The sequence below is a fragment of the Stakelama sediminis genome (genome assembly GCF_014199335.1).
Lineage (GTDB): Bacteria > Pseudomonadota > Alphaproteobacteria > Sphingomonadales > Sphingomonadaceae > Sphingomonas > Sphingomonas sediminis.
Window position 1 is genome coordinate 252,379 of sequence record NZ_JACIJI010000002.1, and the last position, 24,077, is coordinate 276,455.

The window sequence follows — 24,077 nt, forward strand, 5'->3', positions numbered from 1 at the left end:
GAAAAGCACAAACAGAGTTTATTGAGCGACGGCATATCGAACTTTACCGCACGACTGATTTTTCAACAGAAATCAACCCAAAATCCGGTTGAGGGGCTGGCATTGGTCGCGCCGACCTGCCAGAAAGCCAGTGCGCGCTTTTTATGAAGGGGATGGTGACGAATGCGGTTCGGGCTTTTGGCAGCGGCGGCGATGCTGGCTCTGGCGGGCTGCTCGTCACAAAATGATCCGATGTCGGTGGTTGCCAATCAGACTGCGGACAGCAGTGCCGACTGGAACGGGTTCGTCAATCATAGCATCCAGCGCTGGTTCCAGCTCGATCCTGCATTTGCCGTGTATCAGGGCAAACACGAATATGACGGCAAACTGCCCGACTGGAGCGCCAAGGGGCTGGAAGCGAAAGCCGACTTCCTGAAGAGCACCGTGCAACAGGCCCGTGCGTTCAATAATCTGACCCCCGAACAGAAATTTCAGCGCGATTACATCATCTCGGTCGCGGCGGGACAGTTGTTCTGGCTGGAAGATGCGGATCAGCCGCATCGCAATCCGGCTTACTATGTCGGCACGCTTGATCCCAACGTCTATATCGCGCGCAATTATGCCGACAAGGCGACGCGGATGCGCGCGATCATTAGCTTTTTCCAGCAGGTGCCCCAGGCCGCGCAGAATATTCGCGCCAATCTTCAGATGCCGTTGCCTGCGAGCTTCATCAAATACGGCATTGCTGCGTTCGGCGGATTCGCCGATTATTACAGCAACGATGCCAAGGCGGCATTTGCGGATGTGAAGGACCCTGCACTGCAACAGCAGTTCGATCAGGCCTCTGCCGCCGCGTCGAAGGCGATGCTGGGCCTGCAGCAATGGTTTCAGCAAAATCAGGCAACCGCGACGCAGAATTTCGCGCTTGGCCCGGAGCGTTTCGCGCGCATGCTCAAATCGACCGAGATGGTCGATGTACCGCTCGACAAGTTGCAGAAAATCGGTGAGGTCGACCTCAAGCGTAATCAGCAGGCGCTGAAGGCTGCTTGCGATCAATATGATCCGGGCAAGACCATTCAGGAATGTGTCGCCAAGATGCAGGCGGACAAACCCAAGGGCGGACCTGTAGAGGCGGCGCGCAAGCAAATCCCGATGCTGCGCAAGTTCGTTGAAGAAAAGCAACTTGTCAGCATTCCGGGCACCGAAGAGGCAAAGGTCGAGGAAAGCCCGCCCTATAACCGGCAGAATTCGGCCTATATCGATCCGCCGGGGCCGTTCGATAAGGGCGTTCCTTCGGTTTATTACATCTCACCGCCCGACCCGTCCTGGTCGAAGGAAAAGCAGAATGCCTATGTTCCGGGCAAGGACGATCTGCTGTTCACGACCGTGCATGAAGTGATGCCCGGCCATTTCGTCCAGTTCCTGCATTCCAACCGCGACCAGTTTGTGTTTGGCCGGTTGTTTGTCGGCTATGGCTTTGCCGAGGGCTGGGCACATTATGCCGAGGAAATGATGTGGGATGCAGGCCTGGGCAACGGCGACCCGGAAGTGCATATCGGCGAACTGACCAACGCCTTGTTGCGCGATTGCCGTTTTTTGTCGGCGATCGGCCTGCATGCGCAGGGGATGACGCAGGCGCAGTCGCAACAGTTGTTCGAGCAGCAATGCTATATCGATCCCGGCAATGCGGAGCAGCAGGCGGCGCGCGGTACCTATGACCCGGCCTATCTCAACTATACGCTGGGCAAGCTGATGATCCGTCGTCTGCGCGACGACTGGACCGCGACGCGCGGAGGACGCAAGGCATGGGGCGCGTTCCACGACAAGTTCCTCAGCTATGGCGGGCCGCCGATCCCGCTGGTGCGTCAGCAGATGATGGGCGAGGCAACGCCGCGAGCCGTATTCTGATGCGGCCCTGTGTGGCACGGTCTGCATGAAGGAGGATTCTTCGCGTCCGAGCGGGTAACTCCGGTCGTGGAATGGCGGCATTTGCGATTGTATTTTTGGGTGTGGGCGCGTCGATATCGACCGGATAAATTTGGACCTATGTGGATTGCAACCAACCGATACGGTGCATAAAGAGGCGCCAGCGCCGGTTTAGCTCAGTTGGTAGAGCAGCGGTTTTGTAAACCGAAGGTCGCGGGTTCGAATCCTGCAACCGGCACCAGGCGCTGCAATCGAGAATCCGAAAGCTTCGCCCATTATTTCTGGAATGCCGGTGTCGCACGCAGGTGTTTCCGGCTCGCCAATGGGGCCACGGCCCGGCTGCAATATGATATGCCCGGATCGGGAAACCGCGCTGTCGAGATAGATCGGTTCTTTGATGATGTAACCGGTTACATTTTTGCGTACTTCGCTATACGTGTAAGAGTTGAGATGCTTCAGCATGATGAGCAGGAGCATAAAGAACCAAATCGTGATCAGGAGAGTGGAATGAATCGCCTTTCGCGCAATCTGTTACCCGCCGTTGCCGTCATGGGCTGCATGGCCGCTGCACCGGTTGTAGCCCATGCCGGCACGCAAGGGCAGGTTGTGCTGAGTCCGCGTTCGAACGGTGTCGATGCGCGGCTTGGTGGGGTTGTAATGCGTGTGACGGCGCTCACCGATCAGATTGTACGCGTCCGCATGGGTCCGAAAGGTACCTTGCCGGAAAATGCGAGCTGGGCGGTTCCGGCTGCGGTTCGAAAAGAGGCGGTGCCGGTGACGGCGACTGCCGATGGTTTTACGACCGGGGATGTTCAGGTTCATATCGGCCGCGATCTTCAGATGAAGATCACTGATCGGGCAGGCCATGTCATTCTGGCCGACACAAGCCCGATCCGCTTTGACGGGTCGAGTTTTACGATCAGCAAGGCGTTGCCCGATGGCGAGCATATCTATGGCATGGGCGACAAGACGGGCGGTACGCTAGACCGCCGCAGCCATAGCTATGTCGACTGGAACACCGACTCCTACGGTTTCGACAGTTCCACCGACCCGATCTATAAGTCGATTCCGTTTTTCATCGGCACCGGTGGGGCAGGCGGAAGCTATGGTGTGTTTCTCGACAATACCCGTCGTAGCTGGTTCGATTTCGGACATAAGAGCCGCAAGGTTCTGACATTCGGCGCGCCCGATGGTCCGATTGATTATTATGTCATTGCCGGGCCGACGACACGCGACGTTGTGCGCCGCTATACGGATCTGACCGGAAAAGCGCCGCTTACACCGCTCTGGGCACTGGGATATCAGCAGTCGCGCTGGAGCTATATGTCGGCGAAGGAAGTGCGCGATATCGCTGCGACGTTGCGCAAGGACAAGATTCCGACCGACGTCATCTGGCTCGACATCGATTATCAGGACCATGACCGCCCCTTCACGGTCAATAAAAAGACCTTCCCCGACATGAAGGGGCTGGTTTCGGACATGAAGAAAGAGGGCATCCGGCTGGTTGCGATTACCGACCTGCATGTCGCAAAACTGCCGGATCAGGGCTATAAACCCTATGATACCGGAATGGCGGGCAACCATTTCGTGCATAATCCCGACGGGTCCGTTTATGTCGGTGATGTCTGGCCGGGTCCGTCGGTATTTCCGGACTTTACCGACAAATCGGCGCGTGACTGGTGGGGCACCAACTTCAAGCAATTCGTTGCGGACGGTTTTGCCGGTTTCTGGAACGACATGAACGAGCCGGCGATCTTCAACGTGCCGAGCAAGACGATGCCGCTGGATACCGTGCATCATATCGACAGCGACGATTTCAAGACGCGCAACGCTACGCACGCGGAAATTCACAATGTGTTCGGCATGGAAAATACCCGCGCAACCTATGACGGGGTTCGCAAGCTGGCACCGAATGAGCGCGCCTTTGTCATGACCCGCGCCAGCTATGCAGGTGGGCAGCGTTATGCCGCCACCTGGACCGGTGACAACAGTTCGACCTGGAATCAGTTGAAGCTGGCCGTGCATCAGATGATCAATCTGGGCCTATCCGGTTTTTCTTATTCGGGGGCCGATGTCGGCGGATTTACGGGTGGCTCCAGCCCGGACTTGATGACCCGCTGGTTTGAAATCGCGGCGTTCAGCCCGATCTTTCGCGATCATTCGGCCAAGGGGACGCCACGCGCCGAACCATGGGTCGATGGCCCTAAGCAGCTCGATATTCGCCGGAAATACGTGAATGAACGTTATCGCCTGATGCCGTATATCTATGCGGTTGCCGACAATAACGCGCGTACCGGAGATCCGCTGATGCGCCCGGTTTTCTATAACTATCCGCAGTTGCAGGACGCCACATGCGATCAGTCGATGGCATTCACGCTGGGCAGCGCGTTGATGATCGCTCCGCCCCCCAAGCCGGAGTCGCCGGAAACCTATAATGTCTGCCTGCCGGCAGGCGGGTGGTATGATTTGTGGACGGGCAAGCCGGTTACGCCGGTACAGCCTGTGAAGGACAAAGCCAAAATCGATACCATCGAAGAAACGCCGCGGCTCGATCATTTGCCGGTCTATGTTCGCGCGGGCACCATATTGCCCACGCAGCCGCTGGTTCAGAGCACGGCCGATACGCCATCGGGACCGCTGACGCTGAACGTTTATCCGGGTGAGGACTGTCACGGCACGCTGTATCTGGATGACGGGCACAGTATGGCGTTCAAGCAAGGGCATTATTTGCGCCAGCAAATCCGCTGCCGGATGACCTCGACCGGCAGCGTCGAGTTGATGTTTGGTAAGCGCGAGGGGGACTATCAACCCTGGTGGAACCAGATCAGGGTGGTTGTGCACGGTTCGGCGCGACCGCTGGAAAAGATCATTCCCGATATTGCCGAGCAGCAGACGGTCAAAATCTCTTGAGGAGCTGAAGTGCTTCGGCACTGCCGGGCGTCGATGACGGTGTCACGGCGTCCGGCAGTGCATGGCGTTTGAAGCAGACAAAGAGAAAGGGCGCCATCCGTTTGGACGACGCCCCTTCCTGCAACGGTAATCTTTTCAGGCCGAAACCGGCCCGAACAATGATTACATGTTGTCTTCGATGTTGTCGGCCGCCATCTCAGCGTTGTCGGCCTGATTTTCCAGCATCATCTGGTCAGACATGTTCGACGTGTTGTCGGCCATTGCGTCCAGATTGTCAGCGGTAGCTTCCAGATTGTCAGCCATCATCGCTGCGGTGTTGTTGGTGGTATCGGTGTGGCTGTTGCAGGCGGCCAAAGACATCAGGCCGGCGGCAGCCGCGACGAAAACGATCTTCTTCATTGCGTTGCTCCCAAAACGAATCTGTTTCGCGGCCGGCCCGAACGCCGTCGCGAAGTTGTCCCCATACCGTGCCAGCACATGCCGTCAATGGGAAATTCATCTTCGACCCGGCACGGTACACCCTTTTGGGCCTTGGATTTTCGGGTGAAGTCTCGTTTTTGAAAGAGGCCGGTCCCGCAATTGCGAAATGTGAATTCGCGATGGTCGTTTGCCAATGCCGGGTGCCGTCGCTATGTCGCGCGCGTAGTTTTCTCAATCGACAGTTCTGACGGAGTTTCCCGGCAATGGCCGCTCAATACGCCTTCGTGATGAAGGATATGACCAAGACGTTCCCCGGCGCGCAAAAGCCGGTGCTGAGCAATATCAACCTGCAATTCTATCAGGATGCCAAGATCGGCATCGTCGGCCCCAATGGTGCCGGTAAATCGACGCTGATGAAGATCATGGCAGGCATCGACACCGATTTTTCGGGCGAGGCCTGGCCGGGCGAAAATATCACCGTCGGCTATCTTGCGCAGGAACCCGAACTCGACACGTCCAAGACGGTGCTGGAAAACGTCAAGGACGGCGCTCGCGACGTTGCGGACATGGTGGACCGGTTCAACGAAATCTCGATGCTGATGGCGGACCCGCCGGAAGATGCCGATTTCGATGCGCTGATGACCGAAATGGGCGAGTTGCAGGAAAAGATCGACGCGGTCGATGGCTGGACGCTCGATAACCAGCTTGAAATTGCGATGGAGGCATTGCGGTGCCCGCCCGGTGACTGGCCGGTCGAAAATCTTTCAGGCGGTGAAAAACGCCGGATCGCGCTGACCCGGCTATTGATTCAGAAGCCGTCGATCCTGCTTCTCGACGAACCGACCAACCACCTTGACGCGGAAAGCGTCGAATGGCTGGAAAACCATCTGAAGGAATATGCCGGTGCGGTGCTGATGATCACCCACGACCGCTATTTCCTCGACAATGTGGTCGGTTGGATCCTCGAACTCGATCGCGGCAAATATTTCCCGTACGAAGGCAATTATTCGACCTATCTGGAGAAGAAGGCCAAGCGCCTCGAACAGGAATCGCGCGAGGAGTCCGGTCGCCAGAAGGCGATCAAGGATGAGCTGGAATGGATTCGCGCCGGTGTCAAAGGCCGGCAGACCAAGTCCAAGGCACGTATCGCCAAGTTCGACCAGTTGGTCGAGGCGCAGAAGGATCGTGCGCCCGGCAAGGCATCGATCGTCATTCAGGTTCCCGAACGCCTGGGCGGCAAGGTCATCGAGGCCAAAAACATTTCGAAGGCCTATGGCGACAAGCTGCTGTTCGAGGATTTGTCCTTCATGCTGCCGCCGGGCGGGATTGTCGGTGTGATCGGCCCGAACGGTGCCGGTAAGTCGACGCTGTTCAAGATCATCACCGGTCAGGAACAGCCCGACAGCGGGGAGGTCGATATCGGCCCGACCGTGCATCTGGGCTATGTCGATCAGAGCCGCGACCATCTCGATCCCAAGCACAATGTATGGGAAGAGATTTCGGACGGCCTCGACTATGTGAAGGTCAATGGTCACGACATGTCGACGCGCGCTTATGTCGGCGCGTTCAACTTCAAGGGGCAGGACCAGCAGAAGAATGTCGGCAAGCTGTCGGGCGGTGAGCGCAACCGAGTGCACCTTGCCAAGATGCTGAAGGAGGGCGGCAACGTCCTGCTGCTCGACGAACCGACCAACGACCTCGACGTCGAAACGCTGGGCGCGCTGGAAGAGGCGGTGGAGAATTTCGCGGGCTGCGCGGTGGTCATCAGCCACGATCGTTTCTTCCTCGACCGTCTGGCGACCCACATCCTGGCATTCGAAGGCGACAGCCATGTCGAATGGTTCGAAGGCAATTTCGAAGCCTATGAGGAGGACAAGCGCCGTCGTCTGGGCGATGCGGCGGATCGTCCGACACGGCTTGCCTATAAGAAGCTGACGCGCTGATCGGTAGCGCGGGGTGAACGGCCTCCGCCTCGGAATATGGAAAGGGCGTCCTGACCGGTGGCTGGACGCCCTTTTTACTTACTGCCGCTGGTCGGCGGTTTTTGCCCGGATCTTGGCAAAGGCGAAATCGGGCCGCCATTTCGGCCATTGGCGTGAATCGGCGAGCTTTTCACCGACATCGTAGAGCAGGTCGACATCTTGCGCCGCGCCGCGCAGATCCCAGTCCTTGCTCCAGCTATCGCAGGTCTGGTGATAGCATTTCATATAGTCGTCGAGCCATGCCTGACCGGCCTTCAGCCCACCTTGCCTGAGGTCGGGCGGGCCGCCCAGCGCCATGATGAGCAGTGAAGGAACACCGCGTCGGGCGACCGAGAAGTGGTCGGCGCGGAAGAATAGTCCGCGCTCGGTAAAGGTCTCCGGTACGACTGTGCGGCCTTGCGTGGCGGCAGCCTCTTCCAGGTCCTTATCGAGGGTCGAATTGCCCTTGCCGACCAGCACGACATTCTTGGCCGGACCTGCGGTTTGCAGGATATCCATGTTGAGGTCCGCCACGGTCTTGGCGAGCGGGATATAAGGATGCTCGGCATAATATTCCGATCCCAGCAATCCGCGTTCCTCTCCCGTCCATGCCGCAAACAGCAACGTACGGTCCGGCTCCGGTGAAGCCTTGAACATCCGGGCAAGCTCCAGCACGCCCGCAATGCCCAGCCCGTCGTCATTCGCGCCGGGGCGCATTGTGCGGCCTTGCGCATCGGGCTTGCCGATGCCGTATGCGTCCCAGTGCGCGCCGATCATGATGGCTTCGTCGGGATGGGTCTTGCCCGCGATCTTGCCGATGACGTTGCGGCTTTCGATGTGATGCACCGTGACGGGCAAGTCGGCATTGAACCGAAGCCCCTTCAACTCCACCGGATGGAAGGAGGCGGAACGCGCCTCAACGCGCAGCTTTGCCAGGTCCAGCCCGGCCGCCGCGAACATCCGCTTGGCAAGGTCGCCGCGAATCCAGCCCTGAAGCGGGATCGTCCTGGCATCCGGCCCGTGCAGAATGTCGTAATTCTCGCCGTTCGATGCGGATACCGTCTGCCAGCCATAGCCCGCAGCATCGGTGTCATGAATGATGAGCGCAGCCGCGGCGCCGCGACGGGCGGCCTCTTCGAACTTGTAGGTCCAGCGCCCGTAATAGGTCATGCGACGCCCGCCGAAACGGCCATAGGCGTCCTCACCCTTCACCGCCTTGAAATCAGGATCGTTGACCAGAAAGACGACAACCTTCCCGGCGACATCGACATTCTTGAAGTCATCCCAGTTCGCTTCCGGCGCGTCGACGCCATAGCCGACAAAGACCATCGGCGCATTTTTGATCGTCACCAGCTTGTCGGGGCGAACGGTGGTGAGATTGATATTGTCGCCCTGTTTAAGCGCGATTGCCTGCGTGCCCGTAATCGACAGTTTCCCGTCGGGGTTGATCTGGGTGCGGATCATCGGCACCTTCTGTGTCCACTGGCCGTCGGGTCCGGCAGGTTGCAGGCCCAGCGCCTTCATCTGCTTGATCAGATAGTCGACGGTGCGATTTTCACCCTCGGTACCGGGGCTGCGGCCCTGAAAGGGCGGCGATGCGATCGTCTTGACGATTGCCGACATGCGTGCCGGACTCGCTTTGGGCGTCTGGGCGATGGCCGGGGCGGCCAGGGCTAGTCCGGCAACGGCGAGAGAAGGAATAATGGCGCGCATCAACAAGGCTCCCAACGGATGATGCGTCCTGCCTAGCAGGATGAGGCAGGCCAATTCCACCCGATGCGTGAGATTATCTGGCCGGTGGTCGCCAGCGTCCTGACGAAAGCGGCCTCAAGCCGGTGACCGGACGATTATAGACATAGGTCCATACCGCAATGCCCCCGGCGGTGGTTGCCGGTACCCGCAGATATTCGGATAATTTGGGTTGATCTGGGCGATAATCCTCCACCGCATCAATCGCTGCGAGCAGAGTGGGATCGAGAAGCTCGAACACTTCGCCGTGCACACTGCCGTTCGCATTGCGCACCAATGCAGGATATTCCCCACAATCGAACAGCGCGCCCGTCACTGTGTCATCGCACAGATAGCGGGCGCGCTGCGCAAGGTTGCATTGATGATAATAGAAGCCGCCGCGCTGAAGCGTTCCGTAAAAGAAGAAACGCTCCATGCGCAGGGCGCGGCCTTATTCCGCCGCGACCGGCTGGATCGTCTGGGCCTTGTCGCCTTCCAATATGCTGACCAGCCAGATCGAAACCCAGGCGATCACGAAACCGGGGACGATTTCATAAAGCCAGTCGCTCCAGCCAAGCGCAATCCAGATGCCGACGGTGACGGCACCGAGGATCATGCCGACAAGTGCCCCGTTACGGGTAATCTTATCCCAGGTCAGGCTGAGGATCACCAGCGGCCCGAACGCCGCGCCGAATCCGGCCCATGCATAGGACACGATGTTGAGCACCGATGCGCCAGGGTTCCATGCAATCGCGAGCGCGATCAGCGCGACCACCAGCACTGCGATACGCCCGGCCAGCACCAGTTCTTTCTGGCTGGCGTCACGACGCAGGAAACGGCGGTAATAATCCTCCACCAGCGAGCTGGACGACACCAGTAACTGTGAGGAAATGGTCGACATGACCGCCGCCAGAATGGCCGCGAGCAGGAAGCCCGATATCCACGGGTTGAACAGCACGTCGGACAGCACGATGAAGATCGTTTCGGGGTCGTCGATTTTCACATTGTTTTCGGTTGCATAGGCAAGACCGGCAAGACCGACCGAGAGCGAACCGACGAGCGTCACGAACATCCAGCTCATGCCGATATTGCGCGAGGTCGGAATGTCCTTGCGGGAACGGATCGCCATGAAGCGGACGATGATATGCGGTTGCCCGAAATAGCCCAGCCCCCAGGCCAATGAGGATATGAGGCCGAGTGCGCCGACCCCTTTCAGCAAGCTAAGATGTGTGGGGTCCACCGAACGGATGACCTGTCCGGCATGGTCCCATCCGCCCGCGCCCTGCATCGCCACGATCGGCACCATGATCATTGCAACGAACATGATGCAGCCCTGCACGAAGTCGGTCAGGCTGACCGCCAGAAAACCGCCGAACAGCGTATAGGCAACGACGACGCCGCCGGTCAGGAAGAGGCCGAGGCGATAGCTTTCGCCGAACGCGCTGTCGAACAGCTTGCCGCCCGCCACCAGACCGGAGGCGGTATATAGCGTGAAGAAGATGATGATGACGGCTGACGACACCACCTGTACCGAAACGCCGTTGGGAAAGCGCTTGCCGAAATAGTCGGGAATGGTCAGCGCATCGCCGACCTCTACCGTGCGATCGCGCAGGCGAGGGGCGACCACCAGCCAGTTGATGAAGGCGCCGATGAAAAGGCCGACGCCGATCCACGCCTTGGACAGGCCGGCAGCGAACATCGCGCCCGGCAGGCCGAGCATCAGCCAGCCGGACATATCGGCGGCACCCGCCGACAAAGCGGTCACGCCGGGGCCCAGCGAACGACCGCCCAGCACATAGCCGTCAATATCGCTTGTCGATTTGCGCCAGGCATAAAAGCCGATGCCCAGCATCGCGATGAAATAGATCGCGAGACTTACAATTGTTCCTGTTTGCATGGCGCGCCGTGTAACAAACCAAAGCGGCTGCGGCCACCCCCTGCTTTGCGGTCAAACGGTCGGGCGGCGGCTGAACATGTCGAACCTCTCACACACGACGTCTTCGTACTTCACCGATTCGACCTGCGATCTTGGTGGACCGGTCCTGCATTTTTGTATGAGATCATTGAGTTTTTCCTCGGCTGCGGTGGCGAGGATTTCGACGCTGCCGTCGCGTCGATTGCGAACCCAGCCGGTGATTTCCAGCTCGCGTGCGGCCTGTACGGTCCAGTTGCGAAAGAAGACGCCCTGAACCCGTCCGGTGACGGTGATACGGCGCGTGATCATGCCAGCGCTTCTCCCATCTCCCGAATCGCTTCTACCTTTCTGTGAAACGGTTCCCAGTCGTCGGTCAGGTCGATCGCCGACCAGGTGGATTCGACTTCGTCGATCAGCATCGAGCAGGGGGCCTCTCCGCTCCAATAGGCATGGTCGCGGGCTTTGCGGGCGGTATATTCCGCAAGCTGTTCGCGCAGGGTATCGAAATGCTCGCCATAGTGTGACGGTATCACGCCACCGAAGCAGTCGAAAAAGAACCGGTCGATCGGCATTTGGCTGGCGCGGAGGGCTTTTTCCATCGTTTCGATCAGAATGCCGTCCGTCTCGGTTCCGCGCGGGATAACGCCCAGACGCCATAGCAAAGCCCCGCTCACTTCTGCCTGATAGCGCGGTCCGAACTGTTCCAATACGGCGATCAGCGGCTCGGCATCGACCAGCATACGAAGCGAAATGGCGAGTTGCGCCACGTCCCAGTGAATGGCTTCGGGCTGGCGACCGAATGCGTACAGTCCGGCATGATCGAAATAGGCGGCGACAAAAGCCGGATTCCAGGTCGGATTGAACCGCCAGGGCCCGTAATCGAAACTCTCGCCGGTAATGTTGATATTGTCGGAATTGAGCACGCCGTGGATGAAACCTGCCGCCATATAGCGCGCTGCAAGCCGGGCTGTCCGCGCGACCACAAGTTCCAGAAGGCGCACGGGCGGGTTCTCGCCCGGTTCCTCGCCATACAGTTCGCGCAGAACATAGGCGATCAGGCGCTCCATTGCGTCTGTATCCTGATGATAGGCGAGTCGCTGAAACGTGCCGATCCGGATATGGCTGTGGCTCAGCCGGACCAGCACCGCCGAGCGGGTAGGAGAAGGTTCGTCATTGCGTTGCAGTGCTTCGCCCGTTTCTATAAGCGAAAAGCTGCGCGACGTCGGTACCCCCAGCGCCTCCAGCATTTCGGTCGCCAATACTTCGCGCACCCCGCCTTTCAGGGTCAGGCGTCCGTCACCGAACCGGCTCCACGGCGTCTGCCCGGACCCCTTGGTGCCGAGGTCCATTAGCCGATCGTCGTCGTCCCGAAGCTGCGCGAACAGGAAGCCGCGCCCGTCGCCGATTTCAGGATTATACACCCTGAACTGATGCCCGTGATACCGCAGCGCCAACGGTTCACCGAGAGAACCGGAAAGCGGTTTGAACCGACCGAAATGATCGACCCATTCCCTGTCACTCAAGCCATCCAGACCGACCTGCGCCGCCGCCCGGTCATTGCGGAAACGCAATCTGGTTTCGGGAAAGTCGGCAGCGCGGACCATGTCGTAAAACGGATCGCCCAGGCGCATAATGCGGTTTTCGGGACGATAGGATCCCTTTTGCGATGACGATGCAGGAGAAGCTTGCGGTGCGTAGGCCATAAGGCGATATGGGGAACGATGCACGACCAGCGCAACCAACCTGTTTTCACCGATGGCTATTGGTGGTCGAACGACGGCCTTCGCCTGCACTATCGCGACTATCCTGGGAGGAAGGATCGTCCGCCGATTCTGTGTCTGCCGGGGCTGACCCGTAATGTGCGCGATTTCGAAGCGGTGGCCGAACGGCTGTCGGGCGAATGGCGGGTGATCGTGGCGGAGATGCGCGGTCGCGGCGAAAGCGCCTACGCCAAGGATCCGATGAGCTATGTACCGCTTACCTATCTTCAGGATGTGGAGGCGCTGCTCAACACGCTTGAACTGGAGCGGGTGGTGCTGTTCGGAACGTCGCTCGGCGGCATTTTGAGCATGTTGCTGACGTCTGCCGATGGAGACAGGGTTGCGGGAATTCTGCTCAACGATGTCGGGCCGGAGCTGGAAATCGACGGACTGGCGCGGATTCGTACCTATGTCGGCAAGGCGGCGACCTATCCGACCTGGATGCACGCCGCGCGTGCTACGGCGGAGGCGAATGCCGATGTCTATCCGAAATATGAGATCGAGGACTGGCTGCGCATGGCGAAACAGCTCTATCGCCTCAACCCCAATGGCCGGATCACCCTGGATTACGATATGCGGATCGCCGAACCGTTCAATGTGCCCGGCAACGAAGCCGGCCCCGATATGTGGCGCGCCTATGATACGCTGAAAGGACGGCCGGGACTGATCGTGCGTGGTGCCAATTCGGATATTCTGGGGGCCGCCACGGCGGAACGTATGGCGAACCGGTTCGAAGGGGTGGAACTGGTGACGGTTCCGGATACGGGCCATGCTCCGACACTGGACGAACCGGAAGCAGTGGCGGGAATTGATCGCCTGCTGGCACGCATTTAATCGGTACAGTGCAAGTAAAACGGATGACGGCGCGAGGTTTGACCGCTAGGCAGCATTTCCGATGACCATTCGGATTCTTCATCTGTTTTCCAGCTTCAACCTTGGCGGCAAGGAAGCGCGCGCGGTTCGCCTGATGAACGCATTCGGCGACCGGGCCTGGCATATGATCGTGTCGGGGGTGCCGGATGCGCTGAACGCGCGTGAAGCGATTGCTCCGGGTATCCGCCATGAGATTGCGCAGGATCCACCGCCGCTGACCGGCAAGCCTTCGACGAAACGCTATGAAGCGATCGCGCGGCTAATGCAGCGGTTCGATCTGGTGCTCAGCTATAATTGGGGTGCGATCGACGGGGCGATGGCGCGGCGCGTCTTTACCAAGGGGATGCCGCCGCTGATCCATCATGAGGATGGTTTCAATGAGGATGAGGCGAACGGCCTGAAGCCGGTGCGCAATATGTATCGGCGCGTGGCACTGGGGGCGGCACATGCGCTGGTGGTTCCGTCGCACCAACTGGAACAGATCGCGCTCAAAGCGTGGAAACAGCCGCGCGAGCGTATTCACCGCATTTCCAATGGCATTGCACTTGACGGCTTCGATGCCAAACCAAAGCCGTCGGCCATCCCCGGGTTCAAACGCCGTAAGGGCGAGCCGGTGATCGGGACGGTTGCGGGGCTGCGGGCGGTCAAGGATATACCGATGCTGGTGCGCGCGGCGGGCGGTATGCAGCGAGATACGCAGCTTGTGGTGGTGGGCGAGGGGCCGGAACGTCAGAAAGTCCTCGATACCGCCGAGCTGATGGCGATGGAAGACCGGTTGGTGATGCCGGGATTCCTGTCCGATCCGCAAAACTATATGGGCCTGTTCGATATCTTTGCACTGTCGTCGAAAAGCGAGCAGCAGCCGATTGCGGTGATGGAGGCCATGGCAGCCGGTTTACCGATCGTCGCCCCGCCGGTGGGCGATGTGCTGCACATGGTGTCAGAGGCCAATCGCCCTTATATCAGTCCCGACTGGAACGAGGTGCATTTGCGCGACCGGTTGCAGGTGCTTGCCGACAATCCGGACGGTTGCAAGGTCATCGGCAAGGCGAACCGGGAAAAGGCGCTTACCGAATTTGGTGAGGACGCTATGATTGCGGCATATGCCCGGCTTTATGGAGAGGCGCTCGGCAAACCCGATGCGCTGATTTGTGCATAGTATCGGCAATTTCATGCTATATGACGCGATGAAGGCGTATAATTTTCTGGAGGAACTGTGTTCAAAGGCTTGAAGCCCATTGTCTATAACGGTCAGGAAGTCTGGCCGCTGATCGAGGGCGGAAAAGGCGTTGCCGCGACCAACCACGCCAGTGCGGGCGCCTGGGCCGCCGCCGGTGGTATCGGCACCGTATCGGCGGTCAATGCCGATAGCTATGATGCCGACGGCAAGATCATCCCGCAGGTCTATCACGCACTGACACGGCGTGAGCGGCATGAGGAACTGATCGCCTATGCTATCGAAGGCGCGGTGCAGCAGGTCAAGCGCGCCTGGGAAATCGCCGGTGGCAAGGGCGCGATCAACATCAACGTGCTGTGGGAAATGGGTGGCGCGCAACGCGTGCTGCACGGTGTTCTGGAGCGTACCAAGGGATTGGTCGCGGGCGTAACCTGTGGTGCAGGCATGCCATACAAGCTGTCTGAGATCGCAGCATCCTACAATGTCAGCTATCTGCCGATTGTCAGTTCCGCGCGTGCATTCCGGGCGCTGTGGAAACGGGCCTATTCGAAAGCGTCGGAGTGGCTGGCAGCCGTTGTTTACGAAGATCCATGGCTGGCTGGCGGGCATAACGGCCTGTCTAATGCGGAAAACCCGCTGGAACCGCAGGATCCCTATCCGCGCGTGAAAGCATTGCGTGAAACGATGCGCGAAGGCGGTATTTCGGATGATGTGCCGATCGTCATGGCGGGCGGCGTCTGGTACCTGCGCGACTGGAACCACTGGATCGACAATCCCGAACTCGGCACCATCGCATTTCAGTTCGGCACCCGGCCGCTGCTGACGAAGGAAAGCCCCATTCCAGAGGAGTGGAAAGCGAAGTTGATGGAGCTGGAATCGGGGGACGTGCTGCTCCACCGCTTCTCACCGACCGGATTTTATTCCAGTGCGGTACGCAACCCCTTCCTGCGCAATCTGGAAGCGCGCTCCGATCGTCAGATCGCCTTTTCTACGCAGGAAGCGGGGGACCATACCTTCCAGCTCGATGTCGGGGTGAAGGGCAAGAATTTCTGGGTAACGCGCAACGACTTGCTGCGTGCGCGACAATGGTATGGCGAAGGGTTTACTGAAGCGCTCAAAACGCCGGACAATACGCTGGTATTCGTCACGACCGAGGAAAAGAAGACGATTCGCAAGGATCAGGCGGATTGCATGGGGTGTCTCAGTCAGTGCCAGTTTTCGTCCTGGGCGGACACTGAAACCAATTCGACCGGGCGTCTCGCCGATCCGCGCAGCTTCTGCATCCAGAAGACGTTGCAGGACATCGCGCACGGCGGCGACGTTCAGCAGAACCTGATGTTCGCCGGTCATAATGCGTATAACTTCAAAAAAGACCCGTTTTATTCCAATGGCTTTGTGCCATCGGTTAAGCAACTGGTCGATCGCATCCTGACCGGCGATTAAACAGTGGTTGGTTAGTGGGCGACGGTACCGACCACCGCGCCTGCTACACCACCGACTGCAGCGCCTTTTTCGACATTGTGGTGCGTGGCCGCAGCTACTGCGGCGCCGCCGGCACCGCCGATCGCAGCGCCGCCCAGCGTTGCACAGGCGGACAAGGACAGCGCCGAGATTCCCAAGATTCCGAGGGCTGCTATTCTACGCATCATGTCATCTCCCAGATCGGTTCAATGACAAATAATCCATGTTAAGCGATCGGGTTCCCATATGCATTTGCGGCCACGGCCTGACTGATTACAAACTTTGACCTGTCTTCAGGCTGCCTACCGCTTCTTCAAAAGGGCTGGACAAGGTCGCCATGACCAGTTCGAAAAGAAATGTCGCCATAAGCGCGACCACGACTGCAACAGCAATAAATTGCAGTTTGGCCCCCAGGTGCCGATTGCGTTCGGCCGTCCATGCAGTAGCTTTCATGACGGCCTGTCGCGGTTTGGTACGGCGATCTCCGGAACCGGGCGCGGACAGACCGATTGCAGCACCTAATGCTTCGGCTGCATTGGACAGCAGTCGGTTAATATCGATGATATCCTGTGTCCGGACCCCGCAAAACTGGCCTTTGCTCCACACCGCACGTGCGATGATCCTCGTCGTCGATTTTCGGATTTCGAGATAGGTTCCTGGTCGTGGCGCGGTTGCGCTGCGCAACAGCATACCATGTGCCGAAACATTGTGGATCAGCACGTCGGACCAGCCCTCCCGACCACGCATCCGTGCCTGTATCAACACTGTCTGACGCATTTCACGCGGTTTCATATTACCCCCTTGTTCAAGCCTCAATCGTCGGATTGAACAAGTCGGTCTATCGCCCGACCGGATTAAACGATGCGTTGATTCAAGCGCCTAATTCGTCGTTAGGAATCTTCATAACCTTTTGAAATATAATACTATAAGTAGTTATACCTAGACATCCTTCATCCTTTGAAGCGCCGATATGGAGTCACTTTCGATGTCGGCAATTCGTGATCGATGAAAAGGCATCCTAATCAAACCGCATACTGTTAGATGGGGAGGTTCTCATGCGAAATATTCTGTAAAATCATGATGATACCGGAATTCGGTTTCTATGAGGGATTTTTCCCTTTACAGAATATTTTTGTAAACAGACAAAAGGCATGCTGATGTCATCTGCAGAAGCAAAGGTGCGAAGCCCCCGCAAGCATGGCGTTATCGCGCGAAAACTCGCCATGGATATTCTGGCGGGGCGCTATGCACCCGGTCATATTCTGCCCGGTGAAATTGAATTCAGCGAACAGCTGGAAGTTTCCCGTACCGCCTATCGGGAGGCGGTGCGCATTCTCGCTGCGAAGGGACTGGTTGAAAGCCGGCCGAAGCTGGGCACAAGGGTTCTTCCGCGCGGACAGTGGAACGTGCTGGACCCTGATATTCTCGGTTGGATGTTCGAGGGGGAACCCGATGAGAAGTTCATCCACGATCTGTTCGAACTGCGGATGATCATCGAACCTGCTGCGGCCGCACTGGCAGCGGAAAAGCGGTCGGGAACACAACTTGCGATGATGGGCCATGCGCTGGAAAATATGGCCGGTCATGGCCTGGCGACGCTGGCCGGACGGGAAGCCGATCAGATATTTCACCGGATTATTCTGGAGGCGGCCGATAACGAACCGCTGGTGGCGCTGACCAGTTCGATCTCTGCCGCAATCAGTTGGACAACGTCGTTCAAGCAGCGGCATCGCAAATTGCCGCGCGATCCGGTGCCGGAGCATCGCAACGTATATGCAGCCATTGCCGATAGTGATCCGGATGCCGCGCGTGATGCGATGCGTGTGTTAATTGAGCTGGCCCTGCAGGATACCCGCGAAACACTATAGGCGCGAACTTGGGTCTGCCCCTACATTCTCCCTGTCGTTACGAACGCGCCACCGCCATGCGATCCGTGATTGCCTTTGACTGCTCATGCAATTATGTATGAGTTAAAATTGATCCTGAACATTCTCAGGATTGATGTCATTAGGGGAGAGTTGCCGGGTGCGGTTAATCCAGTTTCGCGATGATCAAAACAGAGTGGCGGTTGCTGCTCTTGACGGAAATGACGGGTGGCATGTTCGGGATGCCGGTTCAGTCTATGCACTGGCACTACAGGCGATTCGCGATGCAACCGGACTTGCGGATCTGGCGCACGCTCACCGCGGAAACCCTGTCGATCTTTTGCAACTGGCCGAAGAAGGGCGGTTGCTCGCCCCCATCGCCCATCCCGATCCGGCGCATTGCCATCTGGCGGGAACCGGACTGACGCACCTCGGTTCTGCGGAAGGGCGCGATCAGATGCACAAGGCGGCGTCCGGTGGCCATGTGACCGACTCAATGCGCATGTTCCTGATGGGGGTCGAAGGCGGCAAGACACCGGACGGATCGCCCGGTGTGCAGCCGGAATGGTTCTACAAAGGGGACGGCACGGCGCTCATCGGACCGGATGCGGACCTGCCTTCCCCGGACTTCGCTTTGGACGGCAGCGAAGAGCCGGAGATTGCCGGGATTTATATCATCGGTGATGACGGCACGCCCTATCGGCTGGGCTTTGCTCTGGCGAACGAGTTTTCCGATCACATTACGGAACGCGGCAATTATCTGTGGCTGGCCCATTCAAAGCTGCGACATGCGTCGCTGGGTGCGGAGCTGCTGCTGGGGGACTTGCCCGCAGATATTCAGGGCACCAGCCGGATCGTCCGCGATGGCGAAACGCTGTGGGAGAAGCCGTTTCTGTCCGGTGAAGCCAATATGTCGCACAGCATCGCCAATCTGGAACATCACCATTTCAAATATGGACTGTTCCGTCAGCCCGGCGATGTGCACGTCCACTTTTTTGGAACGGCAACGCTTTCCTTTGCCGACAATGTCGAGACGCGCGAAGGCGATATGTTTGAGGTCAGCGCGCCACCCTTTGCGGTGCCGCTACGCAACAAGCTCAAGCGTATGGCACCGGAAAAGGTTGAGGTAAAAGCGCTGTGAAGACGATTCGTGTTGCCATTGCCGGGATCGGCAAGATCGCCCGCGACCAGCATATACCGACGATCGCTGCCAATGACCGCTTCGAATTCGTTGCTGCCGTTACCGGCCATCAGGCCCCTGAGGGAATTCCAGGTTTTCGTTCGGTTCCCCAAATGATGGAAGCGATGCCGGATATCGATGCGATTGCGATTTGTACGCCGCCGCGTGGAAGGCAGACGCTGATCGCGGACTCGTTTGCGCACGGCCTCGACGTGATGATCGAAAAGCCGCCTGCGGCAACGATTGCAGAGGCGGCATCTTTCCTGCCGATGGCGCAAGCCGCGGGCCGTGTGCTCCATGCTACCTGGCATTCCCGCGAGGCCGCCGGTGTCCATCCTGCGAAGCAATGGCTGAAGGAGCGCACGATCCGACGGGTCGAGTGCAACTGGAAGGAAGACGTTCGTGTCTGGCATCCGGGACAGGAATGGATCTGGGAGCCCGGAATCGGCGTGTTCGATCCCGGCATCAACGCGTTGTCGGTGCTGACCAAGATTTTGCCGGAGCCAATGCAGCTCCGATCCTCTGCACTTCGGTTTCCGGCGAACAAGGCTGCGCCGATCGCAGCCGATCTGGAATATGATCATGCGGGCATTCCCGTGTCGGTGGCGTTCGATTTTGATCAGAAGGGGCCGCAAACCTGGGATATCGATATCGAAACCGATGATGGCAGCCTGAAGCTGTCGATGGGAGCATCGAAGCTGGCTATTAATGGCGAGGATGTCGATGTCGGCGAGGAACCGGAATATGCGCACCTCTATCGACGCTTCGCCGAATTGATCGATTCGCGGACAAGTGACGTCGACCTGACCCCGTTTCGCCATGTCGCGGACGCGTTCTTGCTTGGGAAGCGGACTGTTGTGGGTGCCTTTGAAGAATAATATCAACCCCCGTCATATGGTTTAGGGAGAGGAAGTATGAAATGGACAACGGGTCTGCTGGCTTTTTCGGCGGCATTTGTGATAGCGGTACCAGTAAGCGCGGAAACGCCGGCGCAGGTTTCGGTATCGATTGATACGTCCCATCCCGGCGATGTTATCCAGCCGGCGGTCGAAGGGCAGTTTGCCGAAAATCTCGGTCGCGGCCTGTATCAGGGTATCTGGGTCGGGCCGGGTTCCTCCATCCCCAATACCGATGGCTATCGCAACGATGTGATGGCGGCGCTGAAGAAACTGCACGTCCCCGTCATCCGCTGGCCGGGCGGATGTTTTGCCGACACTTATGACTGGCGTGATGGCATCGGGCCTGCCGCCAAACGACCACGCCGGATCAACGGTAATTGGGGCGGTGTCACCGATGACAACAGCTTCGGTACCAACGAGTTCATGAATTATAGCGAACGCCTGGGGGCCGACGCTTATGTCTCGCTCAACCTTGGATCATTGCCAGCCCACACCTCGGCACAGTGGGTTGAATATATGACGTCGGACAGCGATTCGACGCTGGCGCAGGAGCGGCGGGCCAATGGCCGCGACAAGCCGTGGAAAAACCTGAAATATGTCGGGTTCGGCAATGAACTGTGGGGCTGTGGCGGCGATATGAATGCCACCTATGCCACCGAACTGTTCAAACGCTATGCGGCCTTCGTCAATCCGGCCCCCGGCGCGCCGTCGTTTGTTAAGGTCGCATCCGGACCGCATGATACCCAGTATGACTGGACCGAAACGCTGATGAAAAACGGCGGCAAGCAACTCGGTGCGATCAGCCTCCATTATTACACCATTCCCGGCGACTGGGAGCATAAGGGATCGGCGACCGGATTTACCAGGCAGGAATGGGCCACCACCCTGTCAAAGGCGCGGGCGATCGACGGCATGATCGCCAGGCACAGCGCGATCATGGACAAATACGACCCGGACAAGAAGGTCGCATTATATGTCGATGAATGGGGTACCTGGTACGATCAGGAGCCGGGGTCGCATCCGGGATTCCTCTATCAGCAGAATACCTTGCGCGATGCCGAGGTGGCAGCGCTGACACTCAACATCTTTTTCCGGCACACCGACCGGGTCAAACTCGCCGCGATCGCGCAGATGGTGAACGTGCTGCAGGCGATGATCCTGACCAAGGGCGACAAGATGTTGCTGACGCCCACCTATGACGTTTTTCATATGTATATCCCGTTTCAGGGGGCGACTCCCTATCCGGCGAGCGTGAGCGGACCGGAATACAAGCAGGGCGATGTCGATTTGCCGATGGTCGATGTATCGGCGGCGAAAGGTACGGACGGCAAATTGTACCTGTCGCTCGTCAACCTGGACCCTGACCGTGCAGCGCATGTTGTAACCGGTTTGAAGGGCGCGGCCACCGGCCAGATTTTGACGGGGCCGAAAATGGATACGCACAACACTTTCAACGCGCCGAACACCATTCATCCGATGGCGTATTCGGGCAAGATGTCCGGCGGCAAACTGAGCTTCGATCTGCCGGCGAAGTCGGTGGCGGTGGTAGCCGTCACGCAGCAGTAATGCTGTCGCGGCGAACGTTTCTGGCATCGGCGAGTGCGGTCGCGCTCGCCGGTCCCCTTGCCGCGCGGGCGGCGGTGTCTATCGCGCCGGGGCGTATTCGCGCCCGACCGGTGCCGCTGGCCGATGTCCGCCTGAGTCCTGGGCCGTTTTACGACGCGGTGATGCGTAACCGCGACTATCTGCTGGCACTGGAACCCGATCGCCTGCTCCATAATTTCAGGGCGGGCGCGGGTCTGAAGCCCAAGGCGCCGGTATATGGCGGATGGGAAGCGCGCGGGATCGCGGGACACACGCTGGGCCACTATCTGTCCGCCTGTTCGCTGATGCATGCGCAGACCGGCGATGAGGCGGTGCGCGATCGTATCCGATATATCGTTGGCGAACTCAGCCTGTGTCAAAAGGCGCATGGTGACGGCTATGTCGGCGGCACCACGGTCGAACGCGACGGCAAGACGGTGGACGGCAAGATCGTCTTTGAAGAAGTCCGTCGCGGCAGGATCGAAACGCACGGCTTTGATATCAATGGCGGCTGGGTGCCCCTCTATACCTGGCACAAGGTGCATGCCGGTTTGATCGATGCGTATCAGGTGGGGCGGGTCGACGCCGCTATGCCGGTGATGCTGGGCATGGCCGGTTATCTGGCAACGATCCTGGAAGGTCTGGATGACGCACAGATGCAGAAGTTGCTCGCCTCGGAATATGGGGGCCTGAATGAAAGCTATGCCAACACCTACGCGCTGACCGGCGACGAACGCTGGCTGCGCGTTGCCGAAAAAATCTACGACCGCAAGGTGCTTGATCCGATCGAAGCACAACAGGACAAGCTGGCCGGACTACATGCAAATACCCAGATTCCGAAGATTATCGGGCTGGCGCGCATCCATGAACTGACGGGCGACCGCGCACCGGAGGTCGCGGCGACGTTCTTCCACCGCGCAGTGACGCAGCATCACAGCTATGTCATCGGCGGCAATTCCGAGCGCGAGCATTTCGGTCCGCCCGATGCGATTGCCACCTTCATCACCGACCGGACCTGCGAAGGCTGCAACAGCTATAACATGCTGAAGCTGACCCGGCATCTGTACGGCTGGGCACCCGATGCTGCGCTGTTCGACTATTACGAAAAGGTGCACCTCAACCATATTCTCGGGCAGCAGAATCCGCAGACGGGCATGTTCAATTATTTCATGTCTCTGGCGTCCGGGGCACGGAGACTGTGGTCCACGCCCGACGACAGTTTCTGGTGCTGTGTCGGCACCGGCCTCGAAAGCCATTCCAAACATGGCGATTCAATCTATTGGCACCATGATTCAACGCTGTTTGTGAACCTGTTCATTCCCTCGCGCCTGAACTGGCGCGAACAGGGACTGAAACTGGTGATGGATACCCGCTTCCCATTTTCGGAAACGGTGGAAATGACGGTTGAGCAACCCGCGAAGGGGCCGGTCGATATCGCCGTTCGTATGCCGGGCTGGTCCGAAAACCCGTCGTTGCGGGTAAACGGAGAAACGGTTTCTACAGAACGGAGCGACGGCTACGCCCGGCTTCACCGCCGCTGGCGTGCCGGGGATCGGATAGAGCTGGTTTTGCCCATGGCGCCGCGCGTTGCGCCGACGCCCGATGATCCGTCGGTCGTTGCCTATGTCAACGGGCCACTGGTGCTGGCGGCCGATCTGGGACCGGTGGATACAGAATTCACACAGCTTCCCCCTGCACTCGTGGCGGCAGATGCGCAATCGGCATTGCAGCCGACGGGAAAAGGGCTTCACCAGTTTCGCCTCGTCGGGACGAAGCCACAACCCCTGACATTGCGTCCGTTCTTTGCCGGATATGACCGGCGCTCGGCCGTGTATTTCCCGACCTTCACCCATTCCGAATGGAGCCAAAAAGCAGCGGTTTGGGAAAAGGAACAGCGTGGCCGAGAGGCACTCGCTCGTCGCACGGTTGATCTCATCCATCTGGGTGAGCAGCAACCGGAACAGGACCATCATTTCAAATCAAACAACAGTGATCTGCTTGCCTGGGGCGGACACACAGGACGGCAGGCATGGTGGGGGCAGGGGAACTATCTGGCCTTTGACATGGCAGTGAAGCCGGGACCGATGGTGTTGCGGGCGCTGTACTGGGGAGAGGAAACCGATAAGGATTTCGTCATCTCCATCGACGGGCATCAGATTGCCGTTGAAAAACGCCCCGGCCCGCCCGTGAAGCGATTTGTATCGCGCGATTATCCGATTCCCGAAACATTGACTCGGGGCAAGTCGGTCGTGCGGGTTCGCTTTGAAACGCGCGGTAGCGATGCACCGGTTTACGTGGTGCGGATGCTTCAGCCGGCGGCGGCCGACAGCGACATCTGAATTCCGCAATTGCATGCAATGGTGGTATCGCTATCATCGCAGTCGATAAGATTGCGGGGAAAGGTATTTTTCCTGCGCGAGGCTAAAGGGGAGAGGAAAA

The 24,077-nt window shown here is 58.6% G+C and carries 19 protein-coding genes and 1 tRNA gene; 12 read left to right on the forward strand and 8 right to left on the reverse strand.

Annotated elements, in window-relative coordinates:
• The first annotated feature begins 162 nt into the window (after positions 1 to 162).
• From FHR23_RS07820 to FHR23_RS07830, 3 genes are all read left to right on the forward strand, one after another.
• Positions 163 to 1,887, forward strand: coding sequence for a DUF885 domain-containing protein (locus FHR23_RS07820; RefSeq protein ID WP_184002611.1), 1,725 nt, complete (start codon positions 163 to 165; stop codon positions 1,885 to 1,887).
• Between the two features lie 183 nt (positions 1,888 to 2,070).
• Positions 2,071 to 2,146: transfer RNA gene (locus FHR23_RS07825), tRNA-Thr, on the forward strand.
• A 266-nt stretch (positions 2,147 to 2,412) separates the two neighbouring features.
• Complete coding sequence (locus tag FHR23_RS07830; protein ID WP_184002613.1) at positions 2,413 to 4,815, forward strand: glycoside hydrolase family 31 protein; 2,403 nt, start codon at positions 2,413 to 2,415, stop codon at positions 4,813 to 4,815.
• A 162-nt stretch (positions 4,816 to 4,977) separates the two neighbouring features.
• On the opposite strand, the gene FHR23_RS07835 is transcribed toward FHR23_RS07830, so the two are convergent.
• The gene (locus tag FHR23_RS07835; protein WP_184002615.1) at positions 4,978 to 5,214 is read right to left on the reverse strand and encodes a hypothetical protein; all 237 of its coding nucleotides are present in this window, start codon (positions 5,212 to 5,214) and stop codon (positions 4,978 to 4,980) included.
• A 284-nt stretch (positions 5,215 to 5,498) separates the two neighbouring features.
• On the opposite strand from FHR23_RS07835, the gene ettA reads away from it, so the two are divergent.
• Complete coding sequence (gene ettA / locus FHR23_RS07840) at positions 5,499 to 7,178, forward strand: energy-dependent translational throttle protein EttA (protein WP_184002617.1); 1,680 nt, start codon at positions 5,499 to 5,501, stop codon at positions 7,176 to 7,178.
• Between the two features lie 78 nt (positions 7,179 to 7,256).
• Here the strand turns inward: ettA and FHR23_RS07845 are convergent, their stop codons facing one another.
• From FHR23_RS07845 to FHR23_RS07865, 5 genes are all read right to left on the reverse strand, one after another.
• Positions 7,257 to 8,909: a M28 family metallopeptidase gene (locus tag FHR23_RS07845; RefSeq protein ID WP_184002619.1), complete on the reverse strand. Its 1,653-nt coding sequence runs from the start codon at positions 8,907 to 8,909 to the stop codon at positions 7,257 to 7,259.
• A 73-nt stretch (positions 8,910 to 8,982) separates the two neighbouring features.
• On the reverse strand, positions 8,983 to 9,360 hold the full coding sequence (locus FHR23_RS07850; RefSeq protein ID WP_184002621.1) for a gamma-glutamylcyclotransferase family protein: 378 nt from the start codon (positions 9,358 to 9,360) through the stop codon (positions 8,983 to 8,985).
• A gap of 15 nt (positions 9,361 to 9,375) precedes the next feature.
• Positions 9,376 to 10,821 carry a sodium/proline symporter PutP gene (gene putP, locus FHR23_RS07855; RefSeq protein ID WP_184002623.1) on the reverse strand — a complete coding sequence of 482 codons (1,446 nt, stop codon included), beginning with the start codon at positions 10,819 to 10,821 and terminating at the stop codon, positions 9,376 to 9,378.
• Positions 10,822 to 10,872: 51 nt separating this feature from the next.
• A complete protein-coding gene (locus FHR23_RS07860) occupies positions 10,873 to 11,148 on the reverse strand; it encodes an acylphosphatase (protein ID WP_184002625.1) in 276 nt (91 codons plus the stop codon).
• Entirely contained in the window at positions 11,145 to 12,542 is a 1,398-nt protein-coding gene (locus FHR23_RS07865) for a protein adenylyltransferase SelO family protein (RefSeq protein ID WP_184002627.1), read from the reverse strand. Before FHR23_RS07865 ends, FHR23_RS07860 begins: the two co-directional genes overlap by 4 nt.
• 18 nt (positions 12,543 to 12,560) lie before the next feature.
• Here FHR23_RS07865 and FHR23_RS07870 point away from each other — a divergent pair, with 18 nt between their 5' ends.
• The 3 genes from FHR23_RS07870 to FHR23_RS07880 all read left to right on the forward strand — a co-directional run bounded on the left by FHR23_RS07870 (position 12,561) and on the right by FHR23_RS07880 (position 16,092).
• Complete coding sequence (locus FHR23_RS07870; RefSeq protein WP_184002629.1) at positions 12,561 to 13,433, forward strand: alpha/beta fold hydrolase; 873 nt, start codon at positions 12,561 to 12,563, stop codon at positions 13,431 to 13,433.
• 61 nt (positions 13,434 to 13,494) lie between these two features.
• Entirely contained in the window at positions 13,495 to 14,631 is a 1,137-nt protein-coding gene (locus FHR23_RS07875; protein ID WP_184002631.1) for a glycosyltransferase family 4 protein, read from the forward strand.
• Positions 14,632 to 14,688: 57 nt separating this feature from the next.
• A complete protein-coding gene (locus FHR23_RS07880) occupies positions 14,689 to 16,092 on the forward strand; it encodes a nitronate monooxygenase (protein ID WP_184002633.1) in 1,404 nt (467 codons plus the stop codon).
• 11 nt (positions 16,093 to 16,103) lie between these two features.
• On the opposite strand, the gene FHR23_RS07885 is transcribed toward FHR23_RS07880, so the two are convergent.
• On the reverse strand, positions 16,104 to 16,298 hold the full coding sequence (locus FHR23_RS07885; protein WP_343043061.1) for a hypothetical protein: 195 nt from the start codon (positions 16,296 to 16,298) through the stop codon (positions 16,104 to 16,106).
• Between the two features lie 85 nt (positions 16,299 to 16,383).
• A complete protein-coding gene (locus FHR23_RS07890) occupies positions 16,384 to 16,902 on the reverse strand; it encodes a PilZ domain-containing protein (protein ID WP_184002635.1) in 519 nt (172 codons plus the stop codon).
• A gap of 359 nt (positions 16,903 to 17,261) precedes the next feature.
• Here FHR23_RS07890 and FHR23_RS07895 point away from each other — a divergent pair, with 359 nt between their 5' ends.
• From FHR23_RS07895 to FHR23_RS07915, 5 genes are all read left to right on the forward strand, one after another.
• On the forward strand, positions 17,262 to 17,978 hold the full coding sequence (locus FHR23_RS07895) for a FadR/GntR family transcriptional regulator (protein WP_184002638.1): 717 nt from the start codon (positions 17,262 to 17,264) through the stop codon (positions 17,976 to 17,978).
• 133 nt (positions 17,979 to 18,111) lie between these two features.
• A complete protein-coding gene (gene araD1, locus FHR23_RS07900) occupies positions 18,112 to 19,116 on the forward strand; it encodes an AraD1 family protein (RefSeq protein ID WP_184002640.1) in 1,005 nt (334 codons plus the stop codon).
• Positions 19,113 to 20,033, forward strand: a complete 921-nt coding sequence (locus FHR23_RS07905; RefSeq protein ID WP_184002641.1) for a Gfo/Idh/MocA family oxidoreductase — start codon at positions 19,113 to 19,115, stop codon at positions 20,031 to 20,033. The genes araD1 and FHR23_RS07905 overlap by 4 nt, the downstream gene beginning before the upstream one ends.
• Positions 20,034 to 20,069: 36 nt before the next feature.
• A complete protein-coding gene (locus FHR23_RS07910) occupies positions 20,070 to 21,620 on the forward strand; it encodes an alpha-N-arabinofuranosidase (protein WP_184002643.1) in 1,551 nt (516 codons plus the stop codon).
• Positions 21,620 to 23,977 carry a glycoside hydrolase family 127 protein gene (locus FHR23_RS07915; RefSeq protein WP_184002645.1) on the forward strand — a complete coding sequence of 786 codons (2,358 nt, stop codon included), beginning with the start codon at positions 21,620 to 21,622 and terminating at the stop codon, positions 23,975 to 23,977. The genes FHR23_RS07910 and FHR23_RS07915 overlap by 1 nt, the downstream gene beginning before the upstream one ends.
• The last annotated feature ends 100 nt before the right edge of the window (positions 23,978 to 24,077 follow it).